Raw genomic sequence first — 13,306 nt, forward strand, 5'->3', positions numbered from 1 at the left:
CGATTGAACGCAGGAGTCGAACCGAATGTTTCGAATAAAATCAGTAACTACCAGCCTCGCTGCGGCTTTGTGGGCGGTTGCCACGACGGCCGTTGCACAGTCCGACAAGCCCAATATTCTGGTGATCATGGCTGACGATGTCGGATGGGCCAGCCTTGGCAGCTATCATCAAGGTGTCAAAAGCATCCAGACCCCGAATCTGGATCAGCTTGCCGCCGAGGGCGCCCGGTTGACCGACTATTATGCGCAACCCAGCTGCACTGCAGGGCGTTCCGCCTTTATCACCGGTCAGTTCCCGGTACGTACCGGCATGCACACGGTGGGCCTTCCGGGCGATCCGGTCGGGCTTAGCGACGAAGACCCGACGTTGGCAAATATCCTCAATTCCATGGGCTATACCACGGGGCAGTTCGGTAAGAACCATCTGGGCGATCTGAACAAGTTCCTGCCAACGGCCAAGGGTTTTGATGAATATTGGGGCTGGCTCTACCACCTCAACGCTATGGAATACACGACCGACCCCGACTGGCCGGATGATCCGGAATTTGCCGCTCAGTTCGGTCCGCGCAACATTATCCACTCGTTTGCTACGGATACCGTTGACGAAACCGTCGACCCCCGCTGGGGGCCGGTGGGCAAACAGCGCATCATTGATGACGGTCCAGCCCCGCCTGAACGTCAGAAAACCCTGGATGATGAGGTCACGGCCCACACCATCGATTTCATCAACCGCGCAGTTGACAGCGAAACCCCGTTCTTTGTCTGGATGGCGCCTGCGCGGGCGCATGTCTGGACCCATCTCAGCCCGGAATACGAGGCGATGCTGGGCGACGGGCGCGGCCTGCAGGATGTGGTCATGAAGGAGCTTGACGACAATGTCGGCAAGGTGACCGCGCATCTAGAAGAGCTTGGTATCGCCGACAACACCATCGTCATCTTCACCTCGGACAATGGTCCGGAAACGATGACATGGCCCGATGGTGGCACCACGCCATTCCACGGCGAAAAAGGCACCACCTGGGAGGGAGGATTCCGCGTTCCCGCGATCATCCGTTGGCCCGGCAAAGTTGCTGAAGGTCAGGTGCTGAACGGTATCTTCGACGGCATGGATTGGATGCCCACTCTTGTCGCGGCAGCAGGCGGATCGCAGAACCTTCCTGCCGATCTGCTTGAAGGGTTCGAAGGCTATCAGGTGCATCTGGACGGGTATAATCAGCTTTCATATCTGACTGGCGAAACACCCAGTAACCGCAAAGAGATTGTCTATTACGAAGGCACCGATCTGCAGGCGATCCGCTATAACGACTGGAAGGCGCATTTCACCATTCAGGAAAAGGGCTGGGCCGGTCCTAAAGAGGAACTGAACGCGCCATTGCTGTTCAACCTACGCCGCGATCCTTATGAGAAAGCGGCCGAGGAATCCGGGATGTATACCCGCTGGATGGGCAACAAGATGTGGGCCTTTGGTCCGGCAGCCCGGCTGGTTCAGGCACATCTGGCGACTTTTGCGGATTTCCCTCCACGTGGTGCGACCGTGGGCAATGAGACCCACGTTCAGGAACAGGTCAGCAGCGAAGGTGGCATGTCGCAATAGCAGCCCGAGTTCACCTGACCCCCATTAAACGCCCGCCGAGTTGCGGGCGTTTTCAATAGTGCGCATTGCTTCGATATTTGGCACTGGAAACCCGATGACAGAGGCCGGATGTGACGACATTGGCGCGCTATTGTATTGGGTCTTCGTGCGCGCGCGGTTTCGCCGGATTTTGCTGTTCCTCTCTGAGAAGTCCTCGGAGAACAGCGGCAGTTTCGACCCTCGATATTGGTTTTCGCGTTCCATCTGGGCTGGAAGGCACCACCGATGATTTAACAACATCAGCCGTTCGAATTGTTTTAGTCGAAAACACTCTGTCCAGAACAGATTTCAATGGCATCGTTCACCTCCCAACAACTTAATTCGCCCAGATGCTTGTCGCTGCGGGTCAGATCTGAGCCTCGAGGGAGAAGCTCAAAGATCATATGCCGTGAGTGGTAACCCGCAGCGACACGGCGCATGTATGAAAAATTTGACTTTGAGAAAGGGGGAAGGATTCCACGTTTCGCATCATTTTTGATCAAGTGGTAAAAATATAGCTGTATTACTTACGCTTACGTCAACCTTCGGAGCTATCGCCATTCGGTCGCGACGCCACGTCACAATTAGACCCTTGATTGATTATGGGTCTTCTCGTCTTCCGGAGCACGAACTTCTTCCTGGATTTGATGCAAATCGGCTGAGAATCGCTCGCATTCCGGGTGATCAAGGTAACAAAAGGGCGCGCCTGTCAAAGGCGCGCCCAGTAAATATAGGGAGGACTATGAAAACCTGACGCCCGAAACAAAAGAAGCGCCTACTCACTAACAATGTCAGCATGGCGCATTCTTTTGGTCTGGTCAGTGAAGTGGTTCACATGGAGCAAAAAAATTTGTTCAAAGTGTAACTGCACATTTTAATGCCACTCCTGAACGTGGGTTGGCCTATAGTTCTCGGCCATGCTTCATGCACGATGCCATAGCTGATTCAGTGTTACACAAAACAAATACGCCCGCCTATTGGCGGGCGTACTAGATGTACAAAAAAGGGGCGTTCAGTGCCCGCAACGCACGAACAAAGCGTGATTAGCGGCGGATGCCCAGCTTTTTGATCAGGTCCTGATAGCGCGCTTCTTCTTTGCCCTTCAGGTAGTCAAGCAGCTTACGGCGCTGGGCGACCATTTTCAGCAGACCGCGACGACCGTGGTTGTCTTTCTTGTGGGTCTTGAAGTGCTCGGTCAGGGTGGTGATGCGCGAGGTCAGGATGGCAACCTGGACTTCTGGCGAACCGGTGTCGCCGTCCTTGGTTGCGAATTCTTTCATGACGCGTGCTTTTTCAGCGGCAGTAATCGACATCGGGGTCTCCTTTAAAGGTTAGAGTTGATGGCGCAGGCCGGGATGTCGTCCAGCACAGGCCCATGGAGAAAACCGCACCGATTCCAATGCGGATGGGCGCGTATAGGCGCTTTTGTTGCGAATGGCAAAGGGATTCTGCGGGTTCAACCAGTGAAAGCGTACTGTGCCAATTGGGCTTCGGTCACAAACAGAATATCATCTGCGGCTAGACCTTCTGCACCAAATATCTGCGCAACGTTCTCGCCGTTGACCCTGACATGGGTCAGGTCATTGTTTTCGCTGTCTGGCTCGATGGTCAGCTCAGGGTCTTCTGGGCCGTCCCAGGTGACTAGCAGCTTATCGTGACCAATCTGGAAATCCATGATTGTTGCGGCCTCCTGATCCGGTTCTGGCTGCACGATTATTTCGTCATCGCCGTCTCCACCGGTGACGATATCTCCGTCTTTGGCCAGTATGACATCATCGCCAGCGCCCCCGTTCAGAAAGTCAGGGGAAGTCTCCTCCCGACCATCGTTGCCGTTCAGAATGTCATCCCCGTCTCCACCGAACAGGGCATCTTGTCCTGCACCGCCTGTCAGATAGTCATCGCCGTCGCCACCTTGCAATTGATCGTCGCCGTCATCGCCCCTCAAGACATCATCGTCCTGACCGCCGAAAATCCGGTCATCGCCGTCGCCACCTTCCAACTCATCCATTCCGAAATGACCATACAGGTCGTCATTGCCTGACATTCCGGCCAAATTGTCGTCGCCATTCCCGCCATGTAGCACATCGTTCCCGACGTTTCCGATTAGCGTGTCCTCTCCGGAACCACCGTAGATGATGTCATTTCCGTCCCCCCCGTCGATGAGGTCGCCGCCTTCGTACCCATTAATCTGATCATTACCCTCTTGTCCGGTCAGAACATTTGCATCCTCATCGCCCGCGATGACCAGATTTCCCTCATGCTCAGAGAGGATTTCACCTGTGTTGGTATCTTCAGATGAATCGGGCTCTTCAACATCTTCATCCAGTTCGAGGAGGTTGCCTTCGGTCAATTCATCCTCAACCGAGTCATCAATTTGCTCACCATCCTCCTCGGTTGTTTCGTCGGGTACGAGAACGTCGCTTATCGCATAGGCGGCCCCTCCTAATGCAGCCATCCCGAATAAACCGATCAGAAACATGATTACCCTCCGCAAGCACACTTGCCCCGAGTGTAAAACATCTCATGCAATCAATAGGTTGGTCAAAGCCAAGTTGCAGGCGTGGTTAACCCTTTGTCACCACAACTGAGGCTGTTGCGCGTAAGCGATGTAGAGCGGGTGCTTTGGATGGCCGTCTTTGGTGAGCCCCAGATGATACATCGGTTGACCAGTGGCGCGCAGCAGTGCTTCGACAGATCGACCGCGATCAAGATGCGCGCCATGTGTGCCCCAGCCAGCAATAACCTGATCGGCCCAGTCAACACCTTCCAGAATGGCTTGGTCGTTCTGCGGTCCAACAGGATCCTCGGCTGCGCGCATTTTGCGCGGGTCGGTATCGCGCCATGCAAAAATGTTGGTAACCTGAAATGCGCCGAAGCCCAGTGTTCGCGCCCGCCGTTCACAGCGTTCCACCGTGGGATCGTTCTGTACCTCGGTTGCGGTCGATGGGTTCAGCATCACAAACAGCGCCTTGCGCCCCGCCGGATCCCAGATGCGGGTCAGGCTATAGCGATACTTTTCGCAGTTGGAGTAGATGGCGGTCGAGGGCGCGTCGCCCTTGGTATGAGAACGGGTGATCATGCCCTTCGCCTAACACGTGGTTCAAACGACGAACACCCGGCTGGGATGCAATTCACCGGATTTGTATATCCCGACGGCCACAGCCTTGCCATCCAGCGAAGCCCAGGCCTCGTCGCCGTATTCGACGTCGGATGCCAGCACCATTCCCGGATTGCCATTGCGCAGTCGGGTTGCCCCTTCCGGGGTGCATTTCAACTCAGGCAGATCAGACAGGCCGGTTTCCAACGGGTGCAGGTATTCATCCAATGCTGTGGATTTGGCCATCTCGTCGATCTGTTCGATGGACAGGCCGTCTTCGGCCTCGAACGGACCCGACCAGATGCGACGGAGTTCTTTGACGTGGCCGTAGCAGCCCAGCGCTTCGCCCAGATCGCGCGCGATCGAACGGACATACCCGCCTTTGCCGCATGTCATTTCCAACATCACATGATCGGTGTCGGGTCGGTCGACAAGGATCAATTCTTCAACCCACAGGGGGCGTGCGGAAAGTTCCACATCTTCGCCATCGCGGGCCAGTTTGTACGCGCGCTGACCGTCGATCTTCACAGCTGAAAACTTGGGCGGCACCTGCATGATGTCCCCGAGGAACGGTGAGAGCGCCTGTTTGATGTCTTCATCCGTCGGGCGTGCAGAGCTTTCCGAGATAACTTCGCCTTCGGCATCGTCGGTATTGGTCGCCTGTCCTAATCGCACAGTGAATGTGTAGGCTTTCAGCGCATCGGTGATGTAGGGAACAGTCTTGGTCGCCTCGCCCAAAGCTACCGCCAGAACGCCGGTCGCTTCGGGGTCCAGCGTGCCTGCATGGCCTGCTTTCTTGGCGTCCATCGCCCAACGCACCTTGTTGACGACCGCGGTCGAAGTCATGCCCGCAGGCTTGTCCACCACCAGCCAACCGGAAATGTCACGACCCTTGCGTTTGCGTCCCATCTTGCACCTTGAAACTTACTGAGGCGCGCGAGTTAGCGGATCGCTTCGACGCTGTCAATTTGCCGGTACGTTCTCGACGACGCCTACTATTGGTCCCAGTGAAAAACCGATGTCCGATCGGTTGTTGGCGCGGTCATACATCCGCGAAATATTGCCATCCAGAAACAATGCGTTCGGAGTATCCAGCGCGTCGCGGAACACCCTGCCGAATTCATGGAAGGTGACGTAATCCTCAGAGATTGCAAATACCGCACGGGTCCCTTCAGCGTTGGTTCCGACACCATTGCGTATATAGAGAGAGGTCGAATCCGGCAGGAATCGGGGGTGCAACTCTCCATCGATGACAAGCATCGGGCCGGACTGGGTGGCGAACCGGCATTCCGGCGCGCGTTCGATGTAATCCAATGTCTCAAACACATCGGCGCGTCCATCGCGAATGCAGAACACACCGTTGGGCAACAGACCGAAGTTTCCCGGGCCAGCATTCGGGATCACACGCATCTGTTCTTCGCCGTCCTCAACAAAGTGACCCACGGGCGAGCGATCATCATGATACATGCCCGCGTTCATCGCAAAGGCCAAACGCTTACCGTCAGGGGCCAGAGCTTCGTTCACTGACGAGAAATGGCCCAACAGGTCGCCATTCTCATCGTTCAGGAACAGGCGCAAATCTTCGGATGCCGCGTCTACCTCGCAAATGGTATAGCGCTTGTCCTCGTGGGTCAGCTTTTCACAAGTCACTGCCCCAGCCTGTGCGGCCCAAACAACTGCGCCTAATGTGACAGATAGGCGGATCACTCGTCCAGATCGCGGCGCACCGCGTCCTGTTCGAACATGCGACGGGTGTCATCCAGACGGTCGAATGTGTCATCCAACCGGAACCGCAGATCGGGAGAGAATTTCAGTCCGACCTTCTTGCCGACCATGCGCCGCAGCTCACCCTTGTTGCGAGCGAGCAGTTCGATCACGTCCTCCTGCCCTTTGCCGCCCAATGGCAGCACATAGGCGGTGGCGATCTTTAGATCGGGCGAGGTGCGCACCTCGCCCACGGTGATCGACATGCGGTTCAAATCGGGGTCGTGGACATCTCCGCGCGCCAAAACTTCGGACAGGGTACGGCGGATAAGTTCGCCGACACGCAGCTGTCGTTGGGACGGGCCGGGGCCATCGTGGAATTTGTTCTTAGCCATAAACCCCGATCTAAGCGCAAAGCCGGGCTTTGCCAAGCGGGTGCGAACGGGGTAGGAGGCTTTGAGCCGACTTTAGAAAAGGACCAACGCAATGACCCATATTCCGGGGATCGTCATTACAGGGGCTTCGGGCCGTATGGGGCAGATGCTGATCAAGACCGTGACCGACAGTGATCAGGCACGCCTGGTTGGTGTGGTCGAGCGCAAGGGTCACGATTGGATCGGTCAGGATGTTGGTGAAGCAATGGGTGGCCCTGCGCTGGGAGTTTTGGTCACCGATGATCCGCTGGAGGCCTTCGCGCAGGCGCAGGCGGTGATCGACTTCACCGCACCTGAGGCGACGCTGGAGTTTGCCGCTTTGGCCGCGCAGGCGCGCTGCGTGCATGTGATCGGCACCACCGGCATGAGTGACGAACAGATTGCGGCGCTGGAACCGGCCTCGCGCCATGCGGTGATCGTGCGGGCAGGAAACATGAGCCTTGGCGTGAACCTGCTGGTGCAACTGACCAAAAAGGTTGCCGCCGCGCTGGATGAGGATTTCGACATTGAAGTCATCGAAGGCCACCACCACCACAAGGTTGATGCACCCTCTGGTACGGCCTTGATGCTGGGTGAAGCCGCCGCCGAAGGGCGCGGCGTCAAATTGGCGGATGTGTCCGACCGTGGTCGTGACGGCATTACCGGCGCGCGCAAACGCGGTGATATCGGCTTCCACGCCATCCGCGGTGGAGACATCGTCGGCGAACACGACGTCTTGTTTGCCGCGCCGGGAGAACGCATCGTCTTGCGCCATCTCGCCACGGATCGCGCCATCTTTGCGCGTGGCGCGCTGAAGGCAGCGCTATGGGGGCAGGGTAAGGCACCGGGCCAATACGACATGGTGGATGTGCTCGGGCTGTAAGCCAGAGACGGGCCGCGCAACGGCGTTAAACTCGGGCCTATGCGGAACCTTACATCTCGAGTGGCGACCGGATTGGTGCTGATCGTGTTCTATCTGACGCTGCTGCCCTTTTTGATGCACGGGCTGGGTATGATCGGTGTTGGCCTGTCCGAGGACGCGGCTAGGCAGAGCTATCTCTTTTCCGAACGTCAAGATGTCGGCAACGCGGCCATGATGCTGCATATCTTTGCCGGAACTTTGCTGGTGGCGCTGGTGCCGCTGCAGCTGCTGCGGGGCCTTCGGCAGCGGTTTATCGGATTTCATCGCATGTTGGGCGGGCTGCTGGTCACGCTGGCGCTGATTACCGGCCTGGCGGGCATGACCTATATCCCGTTGCGCGGAACCATCGGTGGACCGCTCATGTCTGCAGCGTTCTTTCTGTATGGGCTCTGCCTGTTCACCGCTGGATTAATGGTGGCGAGGATGGCGCTGATCAGGGGTCGTGCAGGGCATTGGGCCTGGGGGTTGCGGCTGTTCTGGCTGGCTCTTGGGTCATGGCTATACCGTGTGCATTACACGCTTTGGTACCTGCTGACCGGTGGAGTGGGGTCAGAGCCCGATTTCTCGGGCCCTTTCGATCTGGTGCAGAACTTCGCGTTCTTCGTGCCTTATCTGCTGGTCGTACAGTTCTGGATCGCCCGCAAACGTTCGAGTCATCAGGCGGCGTTGGTCATAAATCCCTGATCTTGTCCGCTCGCAGCGGGCAGGCCAGATAGACGCCGAATTCTTTCCCGATATCGGCGCTGACGCGGGCATGAACCCGTCCTTGCCGGTCAAGGAAACGCTGGTGGTCTTCGACCGGGAAAATCCCCTCGTGCCAGATGCCGGGGTGAATATAGAGCCCGCGTGAGCCGTCGCACCAGAACGCCACCACTTTTTCGGGCGTCAGGTTGTCGCCGGGCAGGGCGGCGGGGACGATGAAGGGTTTGTTGTCCAGCGGCCAGAACATCTGCCCCCCGTCCGGGTGGTAGTTCATATGCCACAGCAAGACCTGATCGCGGGGTCCGGTTTGACGGCCCGTCTGTGCCTTTTGCGGATCGGTGGACCAACCCAGAACGTAGTGGCCTTTGACGGCCTCGTTCTCACCATAAAGAACATCGCCCTGCCAGTCGCATTTGAACGTGCCTTCGACCCAACCCGCTTCGTCGCCGGTTCCTTCGTCAATTGGTCGCCAACCTTGCTGCGGCCAGCGCACAATTTCGATCTCGAACGTATCCGGGGTGTCGACCAGACAGCCATACCCCTTGACCGAAGTATCCGTTGCGCGGATCAGCGGCACCTCGTGCCAGGGCAGGGATGGTTTTGAACTGGCCTCGAAGATGTACTCTGGCGCGGTCATGACGAACCCAGATGTTTATCGACCATGCGCTGCACCATCGGCGCGAAATGGGCGAAATCCGGTGTTTCCATTTCCGCGCGCTTGCCCGCCTCGTCGAGATAGCGCACCTGGATGATCTCTTTCAGGTTCGGGTTGGCCTCAAACTCCGCGACCTCCGCGGCGCTCATCGGGCCGCCTTGTAGTTCTAGCGTATGAACCGAGGCGGCGGACAGGCGGTTGAAATAATCAGGCTTCGTCGCGCAGAGATATCGCTTGGCCGCCACATGATAACGGCAGCAATCGGTGATGACCGAGGGGAAGAACTGCTCGAGCACCTCTGCTCCCGCGTCCTCGTGGTGGCGATCTTCGGTGTCGTCGGGATGATAGGTGCCAAATTCAGATGTGAAGTGACCAATGTCATGCAACAGCGCGCCGACAATGATTTCTTCGGGCTGCCCATTTTGTTCGGCAATCGTGGCACCCTGCAGCATGTGCTCGGCCATGGTCACGGGTTCGCCCAGATATTCCTCGCCACCACGGCGCTCGAAGATGTCGCCGATAAATGCCACGATGTTGTCCTGGTTCAGGGTTGAAAAGTCGGGTTTCATTCTGCTGCCTCCGGCTGTGCCATCCGCATGGCTGCCAAGGTCGAAAGCAACCCATCCTTGTCAGCATAGCAGCCCTGCAGCCAGCGTGACCCCGCGCCGGAGTAACCCAGACGCGCATGCAGGACGCGGGTGTTGTCGACAATAAAGCTTTCGCCCGGTTCCAGCTTGAAAGACACGCCCATGGCAGGATCGTCGATGATCTCACCCAACTGACGATAAGCGGCATAATAGGCCTCCATCTGATCGAAAGGCACATCAACGAACGGAGCGGAGGAACGGTTGTTGAAGCGGATGCCGATCAATTCGCCATCCGGAGACAGTTCGATCATCGGGCGACGCGATTGTAGACAGACGCCGTCAGAGCCCTTGTATTCAAACCGCGCCGGATAGCCCGCCAGCAGGGCGAAACCTTCGGGGTTCTGATCGCGTAGACGCTCGGCCGCGCGGAAGCCATCGACAACAATGGAATCCCCACCTTCGGCCGAATTCTCAAGACAGTAGAGGATTTGCAGCGTTGGTACCGGGTCGCGATAGGGATTGTCGGTATGGGCCTGCAGACCTAATCCGGTATAGGCGAGGTTGGTTGGATTCACCTCGGTCCGGACCTCAAAATAAGGACCATAGTTGGTCTCACGCACATAGCCGAACAAATCGGCCACTTTCAGCAGCGATTCTGGCTCGGTGGGACCATCTGTTAGCTTAGCGAACCCGTATTCCGCCACTGCGGCCAGCCAGTCGCGCTTGGCCGTGGGGTTGGCATGCACCGCATTCCAGTCACCGCACGGCGCGTCGATGCCGCGTTCCCAAGTTGTGATGTCTGGGGCCAGACGGCCGATCTCGCTGTCCCGATCGCGATCATAGACGTGTTCGGCCAACCAACTGGCAGGAAAAGTCACAGTTTTGTTTTCGGGCTGGAAGGTGACGATCAGATCTCCGTTAACGACCTCTGCCGCGCTGATCGAAGTCTCAGCCGGAATATCGCTGATTGTAATCAGGCGCTGACCATTGCCCGACGCTCGTGTTTCGGGGTCCAGAGCGTTGTCGCGCAACCAGATGGCGTGAAATCGGGATTGAGTGCCGTTCGCAAAATCGATGGTGACCATCGAGGGGTCATGGGTGGCAGAGCGCAGCATGGGGGTTCTCCTGTTCAGCGCGGGCTTTGCTTGAAGAGATACGCGCTTCGTGGCATTACCACAATTAAACCTTATTGCCGCTGAGGCCTGGAAAATCTTATGGCTAAGAATAAGATCGGATTACCCCCTCTGGACTGGCTGCGCGTGTTCGAAGCTGCCGGGCGACTGGGCGGTTTTTCTGCCGCTGCGCGCGAATTTGGTCTGACGCAGGCAGCGGTCAGTCAACGGATCGGCAATCTTGAGGCTTGGTTAGGTCGATCGCTGTTTGTGCGCGAGGCACGGGGCGTGTCGCTGACAATCGAGGGTGAAAGCTATCTGCCATTGGTGCAGGACAGCCTGCAGGCACTGGAACGCAATACCGAGGATCTTTTCGGAAAAACCCCGCGCGAGCTTCGGGTCGCAGGACTTTCGTCGCATATCCACGCGCTGGTTCTCCCTGCCTTGCCCACGTTCCTGGAGGCGCAGCCCAAAGTGCGTGTGATGACAGATTCGATGGCGCGTCGCGCTACGTTGGAGGAAGAGCGTACCTGGCTGCAGATCCGCTATGGCAGAGGCGTCTGGCCTGGGCGAAAGGCAAAGCTTATCGCGCCTGAAGTGCTGGCACCGATGGCAGCATCTGGCATCAAGTGGGGCGCGCCGCTGATTGATCTACGTGGAGAACGCCCCGGCTGGAAGGATTGGGCGCAGGTTGCGGGGGTTGATGAATTACCGGCTAGCCGGATCAGTTTCGACTCGGTGGGTCATGCGATTACGGCAGCGCGTCAGGGCATGGGGATCGCGTTGGGATCACTCCCTTTGGCGTCGAGCAGTTTGGAGACCGGTCAACTTCTCAGACTGGATATGTCCGAGCTTGCGACAAAAGATGGCTATTGGCTGACATGGCCCGAGGATAGGGTGCGCTCGAATCGACAGCGCGCTTTGATCGATGACTTCTTGCAGGCGCTGCGCGATGGCTGATCAGAAATCGATAGCGATGCCCTTTTTCTCCCAATCGCCGTAACGGGCCGGATCTGGTCCGTCGCGCCCGCCCAGCTCTTTGGGCCGTGCCTTCGCTTCGGCCTCTGCGTTTTTGCGGCGTTCTTCTGCCTCGGCAAGGGCGCGCTGGGCGGCAGGGGGCAGGTCTTTGCGCTCGTCACTCATGACATTGGGTTCCTTTCCGTACAGGGCCTTGATATACGCCCTCGTCCGCACAAGGCAATGCGGGCAAAGGTCACGAGAGGCACTCAGCATCATGTTAAATTCCGCCACAGCAGCGCGCCGAAGTGCGATCTATCTGCTGGATCAGATACTCGGCGAGGAGCGGCTGTTGCCCGAATGTCTTGCGGCAGGTGCGCTGGATCGATTGGCCCCTGAGGATCGCGCGCGGGCGCAACGATTGACGATCGAAACCTTGCGCGGGCTCGAGCGTGCCGACCGGCTGCTGGCCGATCACCTGCGACAAACGCCCGCGCTGACGGTTCACAACGCCTTGCGGCTTGGCACGGTCGAGCTGTGTCAGGGCGAAGCCGCGCACGGGGTGGTGAATTCCATGGTCGAGATCGTGGGCCGTTCGCGCAAGCATGGACGGCTGAAGGGGTTGGTTAACGCGGTTTTGCGCAAGATTGCCGCCGACGGGCCCGACGCTTGGCCCAAGATGCGTGTGCCTCGCCTGCCAGAGTGGTTGCGCGAACCGCTGATCATGGCGTGGGGTGAAGACGCCGTGAAAGGTATGGAGCACGCGCATTTCAACGGGGCACCATTGGATTTGACGCCAAAACCAAGCGTCGAGATCGCGGGTGCAGAGATGTTGCCCACCGATTCGGCGCGGCTGCAGGATGCGGGGCAGGTCTCGACCCTGCCGGGATATGAGGCCGGGGATTGGTGGGTTCAGGATGCGGCGGCGGCGTTACCCGTTCGGGTTCTGGCCCCGAAAGCCGGAGAGAAAATTCTGGATCTCTGCGCCGCGCCGGGTGGAAAAACCTTGCAGCTATCCGCTGCAGGTGCAGATGTCACCGCTCTGGATATCTCGGAGGCGAGACTTGTGCGCGTTCGCGAGAACCTGAAACGAACCGGCCTGAAAGCTAAGGTTATCGCCCAAGATGCGCTGGAGCATAAGGGCCAGTATGACGCTATCTTGCTGGACGCACCCTGTTCGGCAACGGGTACGATTCGCCGCCATCCGGATTTGCCTTTCGCCAAGGACGGTTCGGAATTTGGCGGGTTGATCGAGTTACAGGCGCGCATGCTGGCCCATGCCTGGACTTTGCTGAAGCCCGGCGGGCGGTTGGTCTATTGCACATGCTCGCTTCTGCCGGACGAGGGTGAAGTACAGATTGAAGAGGCACTGGATAGCTATTCCGATATGCAGGTTGACCGCGCCGCTCTTGAGATTGCGGGCGTTGAAGCAGATTGGATCACTGAAGAAGGTGGCCTGCGCTTGCGTCCCGATTACTGGCAGGACAAGGGAGGGATGGACGGGTTTTATATCGCCTGTCTGAACAAATCCGCCTGACGCGACGC

At 57.9% G+C, this 13,306-nt stretch carries 15 protein-coding genes; 5 read left to right on the forward strand and 10 right to left on the reverse strand.

What is annotated here, in order from left to right; genetic code table 11:
- The first annotated feature begins 25 nt into the window (after positions 1 to 25).
- A complete protein-coding gene (locus ACR0IU_RS09680) occupies positions 26 to 1,594 on the forward strand; it encodes an arylsulfatase (RefSeq protein ID WP_480716097.1) in 1,569 nt (522 codons plus the stop codon).
- Positions 1,595 to 2,655: 1,061 nt separating this feature from the next.
- Here ACR0IU_RS09680 and rpsO read toward each other — a convergent pair.
- The 6 genes from rpsO to rbfA form a co-directional block, all read right to left on the reverse strand.
- A complete protein-coding gene (gene rpsO, locus ACR0IU_RS09685; RefSeq protein ID WP_008757925.1) occupies positions 2,656 to 2,925 on the reverse strand; it encodes a 30S ribosomal protein S15 in 270 nt (89 codons plus the stop codon).
- A gap of 143 nt (positions 2,926 to 3,068) precedes the next feature.
- A complete protein-coding gene (locus ACR0IU_RS09690) occupies positions 3,069 to 4,091 on the reverse strand; it encodes a calcium-binding protein (RefSeq protein WP_480716098.1) in 1,023 nt (340 codons plus the stop codon).
- Positions 4,092 to 4,187: 96 nt separating this feature from the next.
- The gene (locus ACR0IU_RS09695) at positions 4,188 to 4,691 is read right to left on the reverse strand and encodes a DUF1643 domain-containing protein (RefSeq protein WP_170541799.1); all 504 of its coding nucleotides are present in this window, start codon (positions 4,689 to 4,691) and stop codon (positions 4,188 to 4,190) included.
- A 21-nt stretch (positions 4,692 to 4,712) separates the two neighbouring features.
- A complete protein-coding gene (gene truB, locus ACR0IU_RS09700) occupies positions 4,713 to 5,618 on the reverse strand; it encodes a tRNA pseudouridine(55) synthase TruB (RefSeq protein ID WP_480716099.1) in 906 nt (301 codons plus the stop codon).
- A 54-nt stretch (positions 5,619 to 5,672) separates the two neighbouring features.
- A complete protein-coding gene (locus ACR0IU_RS09705; RefSeq protein WP_170703574.1) occupies positions 5,673 to 6,416 on the reverse strand; it encodes a phosphodiester glycosidase family protein in 744 nt (247 codons plus the stop codon).
- Positions 6,413 to 6,808: a 30S ribosome-binding factor RbfA gene (gene rbfA / locus ACR0IU_RS09710; RefSeq protein ID WP_010438628.1), complete on the reverse strand. Its 396-nt coding sequence runs from the start codon at positions 6,806 to 6,808 to the stop codon at positions 6,413 to 6,415. The genes ACR0IU_RS09705 and rbfA overlap by 4 nt, the downstream gene beginning before the upstream one ends.
- Before the next feature lie 91 nt (positions 6,809 to 6,899).
- Here rbfA and dapB point away from each other — a divergent pair, with 91 nt between their 5' ends.
- Complete coding sequence (gene dapB, locus ACR0IU_RS09715) at positions 6,900 to 7,709, forward strand: 4-hydroxy-tetrahydrodipicolinate reductase (protein ID WP_170541790.1); 810 nt, start codon at positions 6,900 to 6,902, stop codon at positions 7,707 to 7,709.
- Positions 7,710 to 7,748: 39 nt separating this feature from the next.
- The gene (locus tag ACR0IU_RS09720) at positions 7,749 to 8,432 is read left to right on the forward strand and encodes a DUF2306 domain-containing protein (protein WP_480716100.1); all 684 of its coding nucleotides are present in this window, start codon (positions 7,749 to 7,751) and stop codon (positions 8,430 to 8,432) included.
- Here the strand turns inward: ACR0IU_RS09720 and ACR0IU_RS09725 are convergent.
- From ACR0IU_RS09725 to tmpA, 3 genes are read right to left on the reverse strand one after another with little or no spacing between them, the layout of a single operon-like run.
- Positions 8,419 to 9,087, reverse strand: coding sequence for an ureidoglycolate lyase (locus ACR0IU_RS09725; RefSeq protein WP_480716101.1), 669 nt, complete (start codon positions 9,085 to 9,087; stop codon positions 8,419 to 8,421). The two genes, ACR0IU_RS09720 and ACR0IU_RS09725, sit on opposite strands and share 14 nt — an antisense overlap.
- Positions 9,084 to 9,674: a (R)-1-hydroxy-2-trimethylaminoethylphosphonate oxygenase gene (gene tmpB, locus ACR0IU_RS09730; RefSeq protein ID WP_170541780.1), complete on the reverse strand. Its 591-nt coding sequence runs from the start codon at positions 9,672 to 9,674 to the stop codon at positions 9,084 to 9,086. The genes ACR0IU_RS09725 and tmpB overlap by 4 nt, the downstream gene beginning before the upstream one ends.
- Positions 9,671 to 10,807, reverse strand: a complete 1,137-nt coding sequence (gene tmpA, locus ACR0IU_RS09735; RefSeq protein WP_480716102.1) for a 2-trimethylaminoethylphosphonate dioxygenase — start codon at positions 10,805 to 10,807, stop codon at positions 9,671 to 9,673. The genes tmpB and tmpA overlap by 4 nt, the downstream gene beginning before the upstream one ends.
- 99 nt (positions 10,808 to 10,906) lie before the next feature.
- Here tmpA and ACR0IU_RS09740 point away from each other — a divergent pair, with 99 nt between their 5' ends.
- Positions 10,907 to 11,764 carry a LysR family transcriptional regulator gene (locus ACR0IU_RS09740; protein WP_480716103.1) on the forward strand — a complete coding sequence of 286 codons (858 nt, stop codon included), beginning with the start codon at positions 10,907 to 10,909 and terminating at the stop codon, positions 11,762 to 11,764.
- Here ACR0IU_RS09740 and ACR0IU_RS09745 read toward each other — a convergent pair whose 3' ends face one another.
- Positions 11,765 to 11,947 (reverse strand): DUF1674 domain-containing protein, encoded by a 183-nt coding sequence (locus ACR0IU_RS09745; protein ID WP_010438637.1) that lies wholly within the window; start codon positions 11,945 to 11,947, stop codon positions 11,765 to 11,767.
- 91 nt (positions 11,948 to 12,038) lie between these two features.
- On the opposite strand from ACR0IU_RS09745, the gene ACR0IU_RS09750 reads away from it, so the two are divergent.
- Entirely contained in the window at positions 12,039 to 13,298 is a 1,260-nt protein-coding gene (locus tag ACR0IU_RS09750) for an RsmB/NOP family class I SAM-dependent RNA methyltransferase (RefSeq protein WP_480716104.1), read from the forward strand.
- Positions 13,299 to 13,306: the final 8 nt, after the last annotated feature.

Source organism: Ruegeria sp. CL5, assembly GCF_056536485.1.

What these genes read in the sequence shown, in the direction of transcription:
- ACR0IU_RS09680 (WP_480716097.1), top strand. Translation starts at nt 26, where the DNA reads ATGTTTCGAATAAAATCAGTAACTACCAGCCTCGCTGCGGCTTTGTGG.
- rpsO (WP_008757925.1), bottom strand. Translation starts at nt 2,925, where the DNA reads ATGTCGATTACTGCCGCTGAAAAAGCACGCGTCATGAAAGAATTCGCA.
- ACR0IU_RS09690 (WP_480716098.1), bottom strand. Translation starts at nt 4,091, where the DNA reads ATGTTTCTGATCGGTTTATTCGGGATGGCTGCATTAGGAGGGGCCGCC.
- ACR0IU_RS09695 (WP_170541799.1), bottom strand. Translation starts at nt 4,691, where the DNA reads ATGATCACCCGTTCTCATACCAAGGGCGACGCGCCCTCGACCGCCATC.
- truB (WP_480716099.1), bottom strand. Translation starts at nt 5,618, where the DNA reads ATGGGACGCAAACGCAAGGGTCGTGACATTTCCGGTTGGCTGGTGGTG.
- rbfA (WP_010438628.1), bottom strand. Translation starts at nt 6,808, where the DNA reads ATGGCTAAGAACAAATTCCACGATGGCCCCGGCCCGTCCCAACGACAG.
- dapB (WP_170541790.1), top strand. Translation starts at nt 6,900, where the DNA reads ATGACCCATATTCCGGGGATCGTCATTACAGGGGCTTCGGGCCGTATG.
- ACR0IU_RS09720 (WP_480716100.1), top strand. Translation starts at nt 7,749, where the DNA reads ATGCGGAACCTTACATCTCGAGTGGCGACCGGATTGGTGCTGATCGTG.
- ACR0IU_RS09725 (WP_480716101.1), bottom strand. Translation starts at nt 9,087, where the DNA reads ATGACCGCGCCAGAGTACATCTTCGAGGCCAGTTCAAAACCATCCCTG.
- tmpB (WP_170541780.1), bottom strand. Translation starts at nt 9,674, where the DNA reads ATGAAACCCGACTTTTCAACCCTGAACCAGGACAACATCGTGGCATTT.
- tmpA (WP_480716102.1), bottom strand. Translation starts at nt 10,807, where the DNA reads ATGCTGCGCTCTGCCACCCATGACCCCTCGATGGTCACCATCGATTTT.
- ACR0IU_RS09740 (WP_480716103.1), top strand. Translation starts at nt 10,907, where the DNA reads ATGGCTAAGAATAAGATCGGATTACCCCCTCTGGACTGGCTGCGCGTG.
- ACR0IU_RS09745 (WP_010438637.1), bottom strand. Translation starts at nt 11,947, where the DNA reads ATGAGTGACGAGCGCAAAGACCTGCCCCCTGCCGCCCAGCGCGCCCTT.
- ACR0IU_RS09750 (WP_480716104.1), top strand. Translation starts at nt 12,039, where the DNA reads ATGTTAAATTCCGCCACAGCAGCGCGCCGAAGTGCGATCTATCTGCTG.